The sequence below is a fragment of the Arthrobacter sp. SRS-W-1-2016 genome (genome assembly GCF_002009585.1).
GTDB classification, from domain to species: Bacteria; Actinomycetota; Actinomycetes; order Actinomycetales; family Micrococcaceae; genus Arthrobacter; species Arthrobacter bambusae_A.
The window spans coordinates 38974-53762 of sequence record NZ_MTPV01000076.1; the positions used below are offsets into that span (position 1 = coordinate 38974).

General features: G+C 64.3%; 13 protein-coding genes. 11 read left to right on the forward strand and 2 right to left on the reverse strand.

Features of this window, described 5'->3' with window-relative positions; genetic code table 11:
* Nucleotide 1 precedes the first annotated feature (1 nt).
* The 11 genes from prcA to BMF89_RS20635 all read left to right on the forward strand — a co-directional run bounded on the left by prcA (nucleotide 2) and on the right by BMF89_RS20635 (nucleotide 13021).
* A complete protein-coding gene (prcA, locus tag BMF89_RS20585; RefSeq protein ID WP_078108902.1) occupies nucleotides 2-709 on the forward strand; it encodes a proteasome subunit alpha in 708 nt (235 codons plus the stop codon).
* A gap of 1 nt (nucleotide 710) precedes the next feature.
* Nucleotides 711-2075: a Pup--protein ligase gene (gene pafA / locus BMF89_RS20590; RefSeq protein WP_078108903.1), complete on the forward strand. Its 1365-nt coding sequence runs from the start codon at nucleotides 711-713 to the stop codon at nucleotides 2073-2075.
* A 110-nt stretch (nucleotides 2076-2185) separates the two neighbouring features.
* On the forward strand, nucleotides 2186-3130 hold the full coding sequence (locus tag BMF89_RS20595; protein ID WP_078108904.1) for an FKBP-type peptidyl-prolyl cis-trans isomerase: 945 nt from the start codon (nucleotides 2186-2188) through the stop codon (nucleotides 3128-3130).
* Nucleotides 3131-3179: 49 nt separating this feature from the next.
* Nucleotides 3180-3575, forward strand: coding sequence for an FKBP-type peptidyl-prolyl cis-trans isomerase (locus BMF89_RS20600; protein WP_078108905.1), 396 nt, complete (start codon nucleotides 3180-3182; stop codon nucleotides 3573-3575).
* Nucleotides 3576-3670: 95 nt separating this feature from the next.
* Complete coding sequence (locus BMF89_RS20605) at nucleotides 3671-5707, forward strand: WYL domain-containing protein (RefSeq protein WP_078108906.1); 2037 nt, start codon at nucleotides 3671-3673, stop codon at nucleotides 5705-5707.
* Nucleotides 5708-5716: 9 nt separating this feature from the next.
* Nucleotides 5717-6067: a hypothetical protein gene (locus tag BMF89_RS20610; RefSeq protein WP_078108907.1), complete on the forward strand. Its 351-nt coding sequence runs from the start codon at nucleotides 5717-5719 to the stop codon at nucleotides 6065-6067.
* A 32-nt stretch (nucleotides 6068-6099) separates the two neighbouring features.
* Nucleotides 6100-6366: a Sec-independent protein translocase subunit TatA gene (gene tatA / locus BMF89_RS20615; protein WP_078108908.1), complete on the forward strand. Its 267-nt coding sequence runs from the start codon at nucleotides 6100-6102 to the stop codon at nucleotides 6364-6366.
* 48 nt (nucleotides 6367-6414) lie between these two features.
* Complete coding sequence (tatC, locus tag BMF89_RS20620; protein WP_078108942.1) at nucleotides 6415-7209, forward strand: twin-arginine translocase subunit TatC; 795 nt, start codon at nucleotides 6415-6417, stop codon at nucleotides 7207-7209.
* Nucleotides 7210-7233: 24 nt separating this feature from the next.
* A complete protein-coding gene (locus BMF89_RS20625; RefSeq protein ID WP_078108909.1) occupies nucleotides 7234-10131 on the forward strand; it encodes a DEAD/DEAH box helicase in 2898 nt (965 codons plus the stop codon).
* A gap of 31 nt (nucleotides 10132-10162) precedes the next feature.
* A complete protein-coding gene (locus tag BMF89_RS20630; protein WP_078108910.1) occupies nucleotides 10163-11839 on the forward strand; it encodes an amidohydrolase family protein in 1677 nt (558 codons plus the stop codon).
* Between the two features lie 438 nt (nucleotides 11840-12277).
* Complete coding sequence (locus BMF89_RS20635; RefSeq protein ID WP_078108911.1) at nucleotides 12278-13021, forward strand: polyprenol monophosphomannose synthase; 744 nt, start codon at nucleotides 12278-12280, stop codon at nucleotides 13019-13021.
* 81 nt (nucleotides 13022-13102) lie between these two features.
* Here BMF89_RS20635 and BMF89_RS20640 read toward each other — a convergent pair whose 3' ends face one another.
* Together BMF89_RS20640 and BMF89_RS20645 are read right to left on the reverse strand one after the other, a co-directional pair.
* A complete protein-coding gene (locus tag BMF89_RS20640; RefSeq protein WP_059389983.1) occupies nucleotides 13103-13450 on the reverse strand; it encodes an RNA polymerase-binding protein RbpA in 348 nt (115 codons plus the stop codon).
* Between the two features lie 243 nt (nucleotides 13451-13693).
* Nucleotides 13694-14713: an SPFH domain-containing protein gene (locus BMF89_RS20645; protein WP_078108912.1), complete on the reverse strand. Its 1020-nt coding sequence runs from the start codon at nucleotides 14711-14713 to the stop codon at nucleotides 13694-13696.
* Nucleotides 14714-14789: the final 76 nt, after the last annotated feature.

Consider the following 14789-nt stretch of genomic DNA (forward strand, 5'->3'; position numbering starts at 1 on the left):
GATGACCCAGCAGTTCTATGTTTCGCCCGAGCAACTGATGAAGGACCGCGCGGATTTCGCGCGGAAGGGCATCGCCCGCGGCCGTTCCGTCGTCGTGATCAGTTGTGCTGACGGCATCGCGTTGGTGGCGGAGAACCCTTCGCCGTCGCTCCATAAGATCGGTGAGATCTACGACAAGATCGCGTTCGCCGCCGTGGGCAAGTACAACGAGTTTGAGAGTCTTCGCCAAGCAGGCGTCCGCTACGCCGACGTCCGCGGCTATTCGTACGATCGCGAGGACGTCACGGCCCGCGGCCTGGCCAGCGTCTACGCGCAGAGCCTGGGCGCAGTCTTCACCGCGGAACAAAAGCCCTTCGAGGTGGAGCTCGCAGTCGCAGAGGTCGGGCATACGCAAGCCGGGGACCACCTTTATCGGCTGACTTTCGACGGTTCGATCGCCGATGAGAACGGTTTTGTGGTGATGGGCGGCTTGGCCGAGCAAGTAGCCGAGACCGTGGCCGGCGGTTGGAAGGCCGACCTCAACCTGGCCGGCGCACTCCGCCTGGCGGTCAAGGCGCTGGCCACGGACAAGGAAGTCGACGCACTGCCCGGCACCGCCGTCGAGGCCGCAGTCCTTGACCGGAGTCCGGAAAGCGGACGCGGTTCCCGGCGGGCCTTCCGGCGGCTCCGGGCGGACGAAATCACGCAGCTGCTGGCAGGGGAGGCCTGAGATGGATAAAAGAATATTCGGGATTGAAACCGAGTTCGGCATTTCGTATTCGAGCCCGGACTCGCGGCCATTGGCTCCCGAGGAAGTCGCCAGGTACCTCTTTCGGAAGGTCGTGAGCTGGGGACGTTCCTCCAACGTCTTCCTGACCAATGGCTCGCGCCTGTACCTGGATGTCGGTTCGCACCCGGAGTACGCCACTGCGGAATGCGACGACCTCGCGCAATTGATTGCCCACGACCGGGCCGGGGAACTCATTCTCGACGACCTCGTCGATGAAGCGCAGGCGCGGCTTGCGGCGGAGGGATTCAACGGAACGGTCTACCTGTTCAAGAACAACACCGATTCCGCCGGCAATTCCTACGGCAGCCATGAAAACTACCTGATTCCGCGGCGCGGCGAGTTCTCGCGGCTCGCCGAGATCCTCATTCCCTTCCTCGTGACGCGGCAGCTGATCGCCGGCGCGGGCAAGGTGCTCAAGACGCCCCATGGGGCCACGTTCGCGTTCTCCCAACGTGCCGACCACATTTGGGAAGGCGTGTCCTCCGCGACGACGAGGTCCCGCCCGATCATCAACACCCGTGACGAGCCGCACGCCGACGCCGAGTTCTTCCGCCGTCTGCATGTGATCGTCGGCGATTCCAATATGTCCGAAACCACCGCCCTGTTGAAAGTGGGAACGGTGGATCTGCTCCTGCGCATGATTGAGGCCGGAGTGATCATGCGGGACATGCGCATGGAGAACCCGATCCGCAGCATCCGGGAAATCTCGCACGATCTGAGCGGTAAGGCCTTGGTGCGCCTGGCCAACGGCCGGCAACTGACGGCCCTGGACATCCAGCGCGAGTACCTCGCAAAGGTCACCGCCTTCGTGGCATCAAATGGAGCCCACAATCCGCACGTGCCGCTCATCCTGGATCTTTGGGAGCGGACGCTCGACGCGATCGACAGCGGCGACACCAGCGGAATAGATACGGAAGTTGACTGGGCCATCAAGAAGAAGCTGATGGATGGCTACATGCGCCGCCATGGAATCGGCCTCGACTCCTCGAGGATCGCGCAACTGGACCTGACGTATCACGACATCTCGCGCAAGCGCGGGCTCTTCTTCCTGCTCCAGTCGCGCGGTGCGGCGAGGCGCCTCGTGGCCGACACGGACATCAAGGATGCAGTGGATGCGCCGCCGCAGACCACCCGGGCAAAACTGCGTGGCGACTTCGTCCGGCGCGCCCAGGAACTCGGGCGTGACTACACCGTGGATTGGGTCCATTTGAAGTTGAACGACCGCGCGCACCAAACGATTTTGTGCAAGGACCCGTTCCGCAGCGTCGACGAGAGAGTGGATGCCCTGCTGGACTCGATGAGCTGACTCCCAGCTTCACCCGCTACTCTGGAGGTTGGCCTTTTATCAGGCCGCTACGCGCATGGCCGAGCCCGGCCCGGCCATGCCCTCCTTTTGCCCCGACGAAAGTTCAATTTGTGCGACGTCTACTAGCAATTCTTATCCCCGGCCTTTTGCTGCTCACCGCCTGCGGCGGAAGTCCAGCAACAACAGCAACCCCGGAGCCCACCAGCCAGTCCGCCGGCGATGTCGCCAAGCTGGATTCCCTCAAGGTCTCCGACAACGGAGACAAGAAGGCCCCCGGCCTGGAATTCACCAAGCCGTTGGACGTAACGCAGCCGACCATCAAGATGGTCAGCGACGGCACCGGTGACAAAGTGAAGGCCGGACAGGTGGCGCAGATCACCTACATTGCCGTCGACGGCAAGGACGGCAAGACACTCGAAGACACCTTCCCGACAGGGTCGCAGCCGGTCGAACTGAACGACCAGCTCAAGACCGGCAGCGCTGTGCTTTACAACGCGCTGGTCGGTGCGAAGGTCGGCGCCGACATCGCTTTCGCCGTCCCGGGAACCCCGGCTTCGGCTGAAGCAGCGGCAACGTCCTCCCAGCTGGTGGTCTTCAAGGTCACTGGCGTCAAGGACGCAGTCAAGCCCTTGGACAAGCCTGAGGGCGACACCGTGACTCCGCCCGCCGGCCTCCCCACGGTCAAGGTCGACGACAAGGGAATTCCGCAGATTTCCGTTGACGGTGCGAAGGCGCCGTCGGCCCTCGTCGCCCAGGACCTCATCAAGGGCAAGGGCGCGGTCGTCAAGGAAACGGACACCCTGACGGTCAACTACGTCGGCGTCACCTTGGCCGACGGCAAGAAGTTCGACTCGAGCTACGACAAGGGCCAGACAGCCAGCTTCGCGCTGAACGGCGTCATCAAGGGCTGGACTCAAGGCCTGACGGGCAAGACCGTCGGCTCCCGTGTCCTCCTGGTCATCCCGAAGAGCCTCGCATATGGCGACGCGGCCGCAGCCCAGGGCCAGCCCACGGGCGACCTGGTCTTCGTCGTGGACATCCTGGGCGCCCAGTAGCCTTCCGCAATTATCCGAAACACTGTAGCTATCACATTGAGGAGTACCCATGTCATTTGGTCAGCGCGATTACGACCGCACCAAGCCGGAGATCGACTTCCCTGAGGGCGACGTCCCCACGGAACTCGTTATCAAGGACATCATCGTTGGTGACGGCGCCGAGGCACAGGCCGGCGACACCGTCTCCACCCACTACGTCGGCGTTGCTTGGTCCACCGGCGAGGAATTCGACGCATCCTGGGGCCGCGGCGCGCCGCTGGACTTCCGAGTGGGCGTCGGCCAGGTCATCCAGGGCTGGGACCAGGGACTGCTCGGGATGAAGGTCGGCGGCCGCCGTCGCCTCGAGATCCCCTCTGAGCTTGCTTACGGTTCCCGTGGCGCAGGCGCGGCCATCAAGCCGAACGAAGCCCTCATCTTCGTGGTGGACCTCGTGGCAGTCCGCTAGGTTTCACAGCATGGGAAGGCGCGTCTGCAGCCGGAGAAATCCGGCCGCAGACGCGCCTTCCGCCTTTGCCGGCGGAATTTAGTAACGTTGCAAGGGTGTCCGCATCACGTACCGAACGACTCCTGAACCTGTTGATTGCCCTTCTGAACACGAGATACGGGCTGTCCCGGGCCGTTCTCAGGCAGAAGGTCTATCACGACGCCGGCGGCAGCGACGTCGCGTTCGGACGCATGTTTGAACGCGACAAGTCAGACCTGAAGCAGTTTGGCTTCGAGATCGAAACGCTCTTCGACCACGGATTCGGCGCGGACGATCCCGCCTCGACCCGTTACCGCATCGGCAAGGAGTCCAATCGCCTGCCGTACGTGCAGCTGACGCCGGCGGAGGGCACGGTCCTGCTCCTGGCCGCGCAGCTATGGGAGCGCGCGGCGCTCGGCTCAGCTGCGGCAAGCGCATTGCGGAAGCTGCAGGCTTCCGGCGACCTTGCCGACGTCCAACTCCCTGCCGGTGTCCAGCCGCGCATCAAGCCCGCAGGTCAGGCCTTTGACGACATCATCGTGGCCATGAACGGCCGGCACCCCGTGAGTTTCGGCTACCGTGCCGCCAGCACCGGCAAGGACGAACGCCGCACCGTGGAGCCTTGGGGCCTCGGGAGCCGGTTCGGCCAGTGGTACGTGGTGGGCTTGGACAGCGCACGCCAGGCGAAACGGTTCTTCCGGCTGTCCCGGATGACGAGCGATGTCCATGTCGAGACCGGGCATCACTGCGAGACACCTCCGGGGTTCGATATCCGCGCCGAACTGGACAGCCTCACCGAACTTCCCTTGCAGGAGGCCCACCTCGACGTCGCCGAAGGCCGTCTGCTCGGCCTTCGCAAGCGCGCGGTGAGTGTCGCCGGGACGGCTGCCACCAGCGGCTCCCCAGGCGGCTGGGACCGGCTGTCGGTGCCTTTTCGGGACAGTGAGCTGCTCGCCGAGGAACTGGCCTCCTACGGTCCCCACGTCCGCGTCGCGGGACCTCCGGAGCTGCGCGACGCCGTGATCCGGCGCCTTGAGGCGGCCGCTGCGTTCGCCTCGAGCCCCGCCGTCGAGGTCCGCTTCTCCGGCGCCGGCCCGGCGCCGCTGGCCCGTAAGCGGACCTCCGAAGACCAACTCAACCGCATGCTGCAGCTGGTCCCTTTCCTTGTCCACAACCAGGGCCTGCCGATCCAGGAAGTGGCGGACCGCTTCGGTGTGACCCGCGAGGAACTCGTGGCCGACCTGACCATACTGATTTGCTCCGGCCGGCCCGAGGGTTATCCGGACGACTTGTTTGACATCGATTGGGAAAACGACCACGTCTACATCCGCGAGCACCTCGAACTCAACCGGCCCATCCGCTTCAGCGTTGACGAGGCTTGCGCGCTGCTCACGGGCCTGGCGACCCTGGGCGGGCTCCCCGCCCAGGCCGGAATGTCGGAGGATGAGCAGAGCGGCGCCCTGGAGTCCGTCACACTGAAGCTCACCGGCGCTGCGGGCGAGGCCGGCCGTTTGGCGGCAGCCGTCGCGGGTCCACCCGTAACCCCCGCCGACGCCGGGGCGTTCGACACCATCACGCAAGCGATCCAGTCGGGTCATCAATTGCGGCTTCGCTACTTGTCCCGGCAGCGCGACTCGATCTCCGAGCGGGACGTCGACCCTTTCCGGCTGTATTCCTTGGACAACACGTGGTATTTCGAGGCCTATTGCCATAGCAAAGCCGGGTTGCGGAACTTCCGCCTGGACCGCATCGAGGAAGTCGCGCCCAACGGCCGGCCGGTTTCCCGGAGTGCCGCCGTCGAGGAAGGCGTTCCGGTGAAGCTGTACACGCCCAACGACGACGACGTCGTCGTCGTCCTCCAATTGACCCGGCAAGGCGTCGGACTGGCGGGCGACTATTACGCTGAGCGGACCGCCGTCCTTCCCGACGGCGGCTTGCTGGCCGAGATCCGGTTCGGAAATGCTGACTGGTTGCCGATGTTCGTCGCGCAGCATGGCGGTGCGGCCCGCATTCTGCAGCCGGCCGAGTTGGCGGACAAGTCGGCGGCGTGGGTGGCAGCGGCCCTCCGGCAGTACAAGCAGGCGGACCCGGTACAAACCGTGAAGGCTGGTTAGACTACTCAAATGCCTTGGTGGTCCTGGATCCTTCTGTGGGTCGCGCTGATTGCGGTATCGCTGCTTTGCTATGTCCTGTTGGGCGTTCGGCTTTTCCGGAAGTTCATGGCCACGGTGCATGAACTGAGTGCGGCAGGGGAGGCGCTCGGGCACCGCCCGCACCTTCGCGAACATGCCGACGACGACGGCGGGGCCCCGGCGGATGTGTTCGGTGCGGCCGTTTTTGCCTCACCGGAACAGATGCGTCATGATTACGTGACGGCCAAGGCCTCCCGCCGGGAAGTGCGTCGCCAAAAGCGCGTTAAGCGCAAAGCAGAACGGGGCCAACCCCAGTCTCTGCACGACATCGAATTCAGTTAGACGTAGGATGTATTCCAACGAAAGGACTTCCCGTGGGACGACTATTTGATGGCCCCTGGCCAATTGTCATTATCATCATCGTGGCCCTGCTGCTGTTCGCGGCCCCCAAGCTGCCTGCCATGGCCCGTAGCCTCGGCCAGTCGATGCGCATCATCAGGTCCGAAGTCAAGGAAATGAAGAACGACGGGAAGCCTGCGGCCAAGGACGACACGGACCCCGTTGAGGGCAGAGTGGTCAACCACCCCGAAGCGAACAAGAGCGGCAACGACACTGACGTTCCGCCCGCAAACCGTAGCTAAGCAGTAGTGGCAACGAAGACAGGCCGCAAAGCCAACCCCGAAGGGCGGATGGCGCTCCTAGACCACCTGAGGGAGCTTAAGAACCGGCTGATCAAGTCTGCCATCGGCGTTCTCCTGGGCGCCGTGGCAGGGTGGTTCCTCTACGAACCGGTGGTCAACAGCCTGTCGGATCCGTTGATCAAGATCGCTCAGGAGACCAAGCGGACCGCCGTCCTGAACTTCGCGAGCGTGGGAGATCCTTTCGACTTCAAGTTCCGCATTGCGATCCAGATCGGCTTGGTGCTCTCCAGCCCCATCTGGATCTACCAGGTCTGGGCATTCATTACGCCCGGCCTGACCAAGAAAGAGCGCCGGTACACGCTGGGGTACATGGCCGCCGCGGTGCCGTTGTTCCTGGCTGGGGTCTATGTTGCATGGACAGTCATCCCGAACGTCGTGCGTGCGCTGTTGCAGTTCACGCCGCAAAACGGGGCCAACAACATCGATGCATCCCAGTACCTGACGTTCGCCACGCACATGCTTCTTTTCCTCGGCATCGCATTCCTGGTGCCGGTGGTGTTGGTGGGCGTCAACATGGCCGGCGTCCTGAGTGGCAAGACCATCCTCAAAGCCTGGCGCATCACGGTCTTCCTCGTGTTCGTCCTGGCAGCCGTTGCCGCGCCCGGTGCGGACGCCTTGTCGATGTTCATGCTCGCCGGCCCTCTCCTTGCGCTGTTCTTCGCCGCGATCGGGCTCTGCATGCTGAACGACAAACGGCGCGCGCGCCAGCAGTCGAAGATCGCCGCTGAGACGGATGCCACGGCCGACATCGCCACACGTGCTTCCGATCTGGAGAATCTCTAGTCTCACGGCCACTAGGCTTGAAGCATGTCCTCCAATTCAGGGGCCCTTTCGCCCTCAGAAGCCTTTCAAGCCGCAGCGCAGCGGAGTGCTGAGTCGAAGACCTACCTTGGCACTTTCGCCCAATCGCTGGAGTTCGAACTCGACGAATTCCAGCGCGACGCCTGCCGTTCGCTCCAGGAGGGCAGGGGAGTGCTCGTGGCGGCGCCCACGGGTGCCGGGAAGACAATTGTCGGCGAGTTCGCCATCTATCTGGCGCTCGAACGCGGACTCAAGGCGTTCTATACGACGCCCATCAAGGCGCTGAGCAACCAGAAGTTCTCCGAGCTCTCGGCGAAGTACGGCGCCTCGAACGTGGGACTGCTGACCGGCGATACCACCATCAACGGCGAGGCTCCTATTGTCGTGATGACCACTGAGGTCCTGCGGAACATGCTGTACGCGGACTCGGACACCCTCGGGGACCTTGGCTACGTGGTCATGGATGAGGTGCACTACCTGGCAGACCGCTTCCGCGGCGCAGTCTGGGAAGAAGTGATCATCCACCTGCCCAGCGAAGTGCAAGTGGTCTCCCTCAGCGCCACGGTGTCCAACGCGGAAGAGTTCGGCGCGTGGCTCGACACCGTGCGCGGGCACACCGATGTGATTGTCTCCGAGCACCGTCCCGTCCCTTTGTGGCAGCACGTCATGGTGGGGCGTGAGATCGTCGACCTCTTCGCCGGGGACACCAGCTTCGACGAGATCGCTCCGGAGGCACCCGACGGCGAAGCTCCCGCACCGGGGGCAGTGCGGGAGCCGGACCGGTTTCCCCTGCAAAGGGAATTCGAAGTCAACCCGGAGCTGCTGTCCATGGCCAGGGCAGAAAGCCAGATGAATTACCGTGGCCGCTTCGGCCATGGTGGGCGTAGTCGCCGCCGGCAGGACCGCCAGCGCGACAATACCGCCGCGGAGCAGCGCAGCCCGGTCCGCAAGGCCAGCCGGCCCCAGATCATCGCGAGCCTGGACCGCCAGGGATTGCTACCGGCCATTACCTTCATTTTCTCCCGCGCCGGCTGCGACGGGGCCGTGGCGCAGTGTGCCGCCGCCGGCTTGTGGCTCACGACGGAGCGGGAACAACAAATCATCGCATCCCGGGTGGATGAGGCCAGCCGTGAGATTCCGGCCGACGACCTGGATGTCCTGGGCTTTTGGAGCTGGCGCGACGGCCTGCTCCGCGGCCTCGCCGCGCATCACGCCGGCTTGCTGCCGACCTTCAAGGAGGTTGTGGAGACGCTCTTCGCGGACGGCCTGGTGAAAGCGGTGTTTGCAACGGAAACCCTTGCGCTGGGCGTCAACATGCCTGCCCGCTGCGTCGTCCTCGAGAAGCTCGACAAGTTCAACGGCGAAGCCCACGTCAACATCACCGCGGGGGAGTACACGCAGTTGACCGGCCGCGCTGGACGGCGCGGAATCGACGTCGAGGGCCATGCCGTGGTCCTCTGGCAACCGGGCACCGACCCTGCCGCCGTCGCCGGCCTGGCATCGCGGCGCACCTATCCGCTCAACTCAAGCTTCCGGCCCACGTACAACATGAGCATCAACTTGATTGCCCAGTTCGGCCGGCCCCGGGCACGGCAGATCCTCGAATCGTCGTTCGCCCAGTTCCAGGCTGACCGTTCCGTGGTGGGGCTCGCCAAGCAGGTTCGCAGCCGCGAAGAGTCGCTCGCGGGGTATGCGGAATCCATGAAGTGCCACCTGGGCGACTTTACCGAGTACGCCAAACTCCGGCGGGACCTGAGCGAAGCCGAGCAGTTTGCCTCGCGGAGCACTTCGCGTGCCCGCAAATCGCTGACCGTCGACTCCCTGACCCGGCTCATGCCCGGCGACATCGTCAAGGTTCCCGGCGGGCGTACGCCGGGCTACGCCGTCGTGCTCAATGCCGATCCCAACTCGCGTGAACCGCGCCCCGCCGTCCTCACGGACGACAACCAGCTGCATAGGATCGGCGCCCACGAAGTCGAAGGGCCGGTCGCTCCCGTGTCCTGGATCCGGATTCCAAAGTCGTTCAACGCGAAACTCCCCAAATCGCGCCGTGACCTGGCATCCGCCATGCGGAATGCAGTGCGTGAGGGACGCCCGCCGGCCCGCGGCACCAACCGGAGCGAGGACTTCGGCCGCGCCCGCTACCTGCCGGACCAGGAAAAGAAGATCGCAGACCTCCGCAGGGCGCTGCGCGCCCATCCTTGCCACGGCTGCAGTGAACGCGAGGACCATGCCCGCTGGGCTGAACGCTGGTGGAAATTGCGTCATGAAACCGATGGGCTCGTCCGGCAGATCCAGGGCCGCACCAATACGATCGCGAAGACATTCGACCGCGTGTGCGACGTCCTCGCCGCCTACGGTTACCTCCAGACGTCCGACGCCGGCCATGTCACCATCAGCGCGGACGGCCAGCGCCTGCGCCGGATCTACGGCGAAAAAGACCTGCTGATCTCGCAATCCATCCGCCAAGGGGCCATCAAGGACCTCGACGCCGCAGAACTGGCCGCTCTGGCGAGCACGATGGTCTACCAAGCGAAGCGCGACGACCGGGGCCTGCGACCCAAAATGCCGTCCGTGTCCCTCGAAACGGCCGTGGACATCGTGGTGCATGAGTGGTCAGCGCTGGAGGACGTCGAGGACAAGAACAGGCTGCCATTGACCGCTGAGCCTGAGCTTGGACTTGTCTGGCCCATCTTCAAATGGGCCAAGGGCCGCCACCTTCAGGAAGTTCTCAGTGGTACCGACCTCGCCGCGGGCGACTTTGTGCGCTGGGCGAAGCAGGTGATCGACCTGCTGGACCAGATGGCCAAGATTCCAGGGCTCGAACGTCGCCACACCAAGATATGCCGCGAAGCGATCGACCTGGTCCGCCGCGGTGTGGTCGCGTACTCCAACGTCTCCTGACCCCCACAGATTCCCAGCAAGGAGCATATCCATGACCCATCCAGGCGTGCCCGCCGACACCCGGCCCCGCAAGGTCACCATGTACCGGAACGGCTCTGTCTACACTGCCGCTGATCCCTTCGCGACCGCAATGCTGGTTGACGGCGACACCGTTGCTTGGGTTGGCTCGGAGCAGGCAGCGACGTCGATTGCCGACTCGTCGATGGAAATCATCGATCTCCGGGGAGCCTTGCTGGCGCCCGGTTTCGTGGACTCCCACATGCACCTCACGGAGACTGGAATCGCTGCCGGTTCCCTCCAACTGGCGGGGGTCCGCTCGGCGCGCGAATTGCTCGACGCCGTCGCCCGGGCCGCCAAGGATCTTGGCGCCTCCGGCTCCGTGCTTGGCCACGGTTGGGACGAGTCAGTGTGGGGCGAAAGAACCCTGCCCACGCCGGAGGAACTCGATCGCGCCGCAGGCGGACGCAAGGTGTACCTGGCACGCGTGGATGCGCATTCGGCCCTTGCCTCGTCCTCCCTGGCATCCGCGGCGGGACTGGACGGCCTCGACGGCTACGACGGTTCCGCCCATGTCCTGAGGGGCGCCCACACTGCCGCCCGGCTGGTCGCCAGGCAGTTCCCCGATGCCGAACGCCGCCGATACCAGGAGGTGGCACTCCGGGAGGCTGCGGCCAACGGCTACGTCGCACTGGCCGAAATGGCGGCCCCGCACATTTGCAGTGTCGAAGACCTTCGGATGTCCGCCTCGTGGAACTCCGGGCCGTGGAGGGAGGACAGGGCAGCCGTCCCCGGAATTCTCCCCTACTGGGGCGAACTGGCCACGTCGGCCGAGCATGCCGCTGCCCTCCTGGAGGGCCTGGACGTAGACGTTCTTGGCCTGGCCGGTGATTTGAACATCGATGGTTCGATCGGATCGCGAACGGCTGCCGTCAGCGCAGACTACGCCGACGCGCCGGGCCAGCGCGGAAGCCTCTATGTCTCCGTCGACGAAGCCGCCCGCCACTTTGCGGCCTGTTCGACGCTCGGCATCCAGGCAGGCTTCCACGTCATTGGAGACGCGGGACTGAAGACGGCGCTGGATGCCTTGGACCTCGCCGCGTCGGAAGTAGGGGAGCAGCGCGTCCGTGCCGCTGCGCACCGGCTGGAGCATGTGGAAATGGCCGACGCCGGCGACCTCGCCAGGCTTGCCAAGTATTCGATCACCGTGAGCGCACAGCCAGCCTTCGATGCCGCCTGGGGCGGGGCCGGAAAACTGTATGAGCAGCGACTGGGGGAGCGAAGCCTTGCCATGAATCCCTTTGCTTCGTATTACTCCACCGGCGTGCCGGTGTGTTTTGGAAGCGACAGCCCGGTCACGCCGTTGCGGCCGTGGTCCAGCGTGAGGGCGTGCCTGGAACACAGCAATCCGGATCAACGCATTTCTGCACGGGCAGCCTTCCTCGGACACACCAGGGCCGGCTGGCGCGCGAGCAAAGAGCGCAATCCGTTCATGGGGCAATTGGTCCCCGGGGCTCCTGCAAGTTTCGCGGTGTGGGAAGTTGAGGAACTGATGGTGCAAGTGGCCGATGACCGAGTCCAGTCCTGGTCCACCGATCCACGCGCTCGAACGCCCCTCCTCCCGGCGTTGGACAGCGGCAGCGATCCCGCTTGCCTGCAGACAGTGCGCGAAGGCCAGGAGATCTTCGCGAGTGAAACTTTGCGGTCATAGTTCCAGATAGCCTGCTTGGCCTGAAGGCCCCTGACCTGCATGGATGAACAAAGCCCCAGCTCAGGGGGCGCTTGACACGATTTGTGAAGTCCGTAGCATTTAGGGTCAACAGACTGCCACAGGGAATACCTGGTTGTCTGGCCGCGGTCGGTTCCGGTTGTCAAAAACAGTCAACGGACCCGTTTCCCACGACCGTGGCACTCGTAGTGGGCAGGTCCACGGTGCTGCAGAAAACGGTTCGGCCACGAGTACAACGCGCGGGCCGGCACTGGACCTGGGCTTGTGGACCTGCCCGCGGCCAGTGGTGACCCTTGTGGCGGACGCCACAGATGTCCCAAAGTACGTCGGGTTGTCGTCCTATAATGGAGAGTTGCGCCTGAATGCCAGCCACGCTGCTGCTCCGGCCCACTGACCGCTCCATCAAGGAAAGGCCTCTTCTTGCGTGTCCTGACGATCATCCCCACGTACAACGAGCTGGAATCGCTACCCAAGACCCTCGGACGGCTGCGCGCGGCTGTGCCCGCCTCCGACGTCCTGGTTGTCGACGACAACAGCCCTGACGGCACGGGACAGCTCGCCGACAGCATCGCCGCCGAGGACAGCCAGGTCCACGTCCTGCACCGCAAGGGCAAGGAAGGCCTCGGAGCCGCGTACATTGCCGGATTCAAGTGGGGCATGGCCGCCGGCTACGACGTCCTGGTTGAGATGGACGCCGACGGTTCGCATCAGCCTGAGCAACTGCCGTTGCTGCTGGAAGCGATCAACGACGGCGCCGACCTCGCCATGGGCTCACGCTGGGTTCCGGGTGGCGGCACCGTGAACTGGCCGCTCTACCGCCAGGCGATTTCGCGCACGGGCAGCACCTATGCCCGGCTCATGCTCGGCTTGAAGATCAAAGACATCACCGGCGGCTACCGTGCGTTCCGCCGCAGCACCCTCGAGGCGCTCAAGCTGGACCAGGTCGAGTCGGTTGGCTACGGCTTCCAGGTGGACCTGGCGTGGCGGGTGGCCAAACTTGGCCTGAAGATCGTCGAACGCCCCATCACCTTCGTGGAGCGCGAGCTCGGGGCCTCCAAGATGAGCGGCAACATCGTCGTCGAGGCCATGATCAACGTCACCAAATGGGGGCTGGCTTCCCGCTGGGCCGCGTTGACCGGGAAGAAGACCCGGGTCTCAAAGTAGGCCGGACACACAAAGGCCGGATCTGCGCTCTGCGAAGAGGGCGGATCCGGCCTTTGGCGTGGGCCTTGAAAATCGTGGCTGTTATGCCGAGCGGCGTTCCCCGCGACGTTCGCGCAGGATGTTCAGGCGGTCTTCGAGGATCTGCTCGAGCTCGGGAAGGCTGCGGCGCTCCAGCAGCATGTCCCAGTGCGTGCGGACGGCCTTCTCATTGGTGTCAACGGGGCGTTCACCATCAACCAGGAGCGCTTCCTTGCCTGTCTTGGAAACCCAGACAGGAGGAATCTCGGCTTCGGAGGAGAAGGTAACGAAGACCTGCTCTCCGTCCGCGCAGCGGTATTCAACCCGTTGACGCGGCGCCGGCTCCACACCGGATTCGGTTTCCATGCTCTGGGCGCCAAGACGCATGCCCCGCAGGCTGCGATCGCTCATGATTACTCCCTCTGTCTGTTCGCGGAACCATGCTCCGCGCTAGCCGGACGCCGCGATGGCGTCGCCCGGACTACTGTCTGCACACGTTGCATCACTAGATGAAACGCCTGACCAAGCGTTAATGTTCCGTTCGGACTGAACCGGCCGGACAAATACACCATTATACGCGGATCGAAGCTGACAGGACAAAGCGAAGGGGACCGGCCAGTGAATCTGGCCGGTCCCTCTGCACGCCGTCCGCAGTTATGGCGACGGTTCCTGCGCAGCTGCAGTTGATTGCGCGTGTCCTGGACTTACGGCCGGTGTGCCCGCCGGGGCAGGGACCTCGGCTGACGGCTTCCCGGAATCGCTGAACAGGTCCGCCACGCCTGATCCACCGTTGGCGCCACCCAGCGCACCGCCGATGCCTTTGAGGGCCTCGCCGACCTCGCTGGGGATGATCCACAGTTTGTTCGATGATCCCTCCGCAATCTTCGGCAGGGTCTGAAGGTACTGGTAGGCCAGCAGCTTTTGGTCCGGGTTGCCCTTGTGGATGGCGTCGAAGACTTTCTGGATGGCCTGCGCTTCGCCGTCGGCGCGGAGGATCGCTGCCTTGGCGTCACCCTCTGCGGCGAGGATTGCTGCCTGCCGCTGGCCCTCGGCTGTGAGGATCGCCGATTGCTTGGTGCCTTCGGCGGTCAGAATCGCGGCACGCCGGTCGCGCTCGGCCCGCATCTGCTTCTCCATTGAGTCCTGGATGGAGTGCGGCGGGTCGATTGCCTTGAGTTCCACGCGCGAAACGCGGATTCCCCAGCGTCCGGTGGCTTCGTCCAGGACCCCGCGGAGCTGGCCGTTGATCTGGTCGCGCGAGGTGAGCGCTTCTTCAAGGTTCAAGCCGCCCACGACGTTGCGGAGCGTCGTGGTGGTCAGCTGTTCAACAGCCTGGATGTAGTTGGCGATCTCGTAGGTCGCCGCCCGGGGATCCGTGACCTGGAAGTAGACCACGGTGTCGATGGAGACAACCAGGTTGTCTTCGGTAATCACCGGCTGCGGCGGGAAGGAAACCACTTGTTCGCGAAGGTCCAACAGCGGCAGCAGGCGGTCGACGAACGGGATGAGGATGGTGAGCCCGGGGTTGAGCGTGCGCTGGTACTTGCCGAGGCGTTCTACGACGCCGGCGCGCGCTTGCGGGATGATCCTGATCGAGCGGACCAAGACGATAATCACGAATATGACGAGAACTAGCAGCACAATCGCGGCTGCCGTTCCTCCCAAGCTGTCCATACATCTCCTTCATTCCCCAGTTACGTATTTGATGCGGTATGCGTTCGGCAAAATGCCGGTTGCTCGTCGCCGAACG

Excerpts from the sequence above, each read along its gene's own strand:
- pafA (WP_078108903.1), top strand. The coding sequence starts at position 711 with ATGGATAAAAGAATATTCGGGATTGAAACCGAGTTCGGCATTTCGTAT.
- BMF89_RS20640 (WP_059389983.1), bottom strand. The coding sequence starts at position 13,450 with ATGAGCGATCGCAGCCTGCGGGGCATGCGTCTTGGCGCCCAGAGCATG.
- BMF89_RS20625 (WP_078108909.1), top strand. The coding sequence starts at position 7,234 with ATGTCCTCCAATTCAGGGGCCCTTTCGCCCTCAGAAGCCTTTCAAGCC.
- BMF89_RS20630 (WP_078108910.1), top strand. The coding sequence starts at position 10,163 with ATGACCCATCCAGGCGTGCCCGCCGACACCCGGCCCCGCAAGGTCACC.
- prcA (WP_078108902.1), top strand. The coding sequence starts at position 2 with ATGACCCAGCAGTTCTATGTTTCGCCCGAGCAACTGATGAAGGACCGC.
- tatC (WP_078108942.1), top strand. The coding sequence starts at position 6,415 with ATGGCGCTCCTAGACCACCTGAGGGAGCTTAAGAACCGGCTGATCAAG.
- BMF89_RS20645 (WP_078108912.1), bottom strand. The coding sequence starts at position 14,713 with ATGGACAGCTTGGGAGGAACGGCAGCCGCGATTGTGCTGCTAGTTCTC.
- BMF89_RS20600 (WP_078108905.1), top strand. The coding sequence starts at position 3,180 with ATGTCATTTGGTCAGCGCGATTACGACCGCACCAAGCCGGAGATCGAC.
- BMF89_RS20610 (WP_078108907.1), top strand. The coding sequence starts at position 5,717 with ATGCCTTGGTGGTCCTGGATCCTTCTGTGGGTCGCGCTGATTGCGGTA.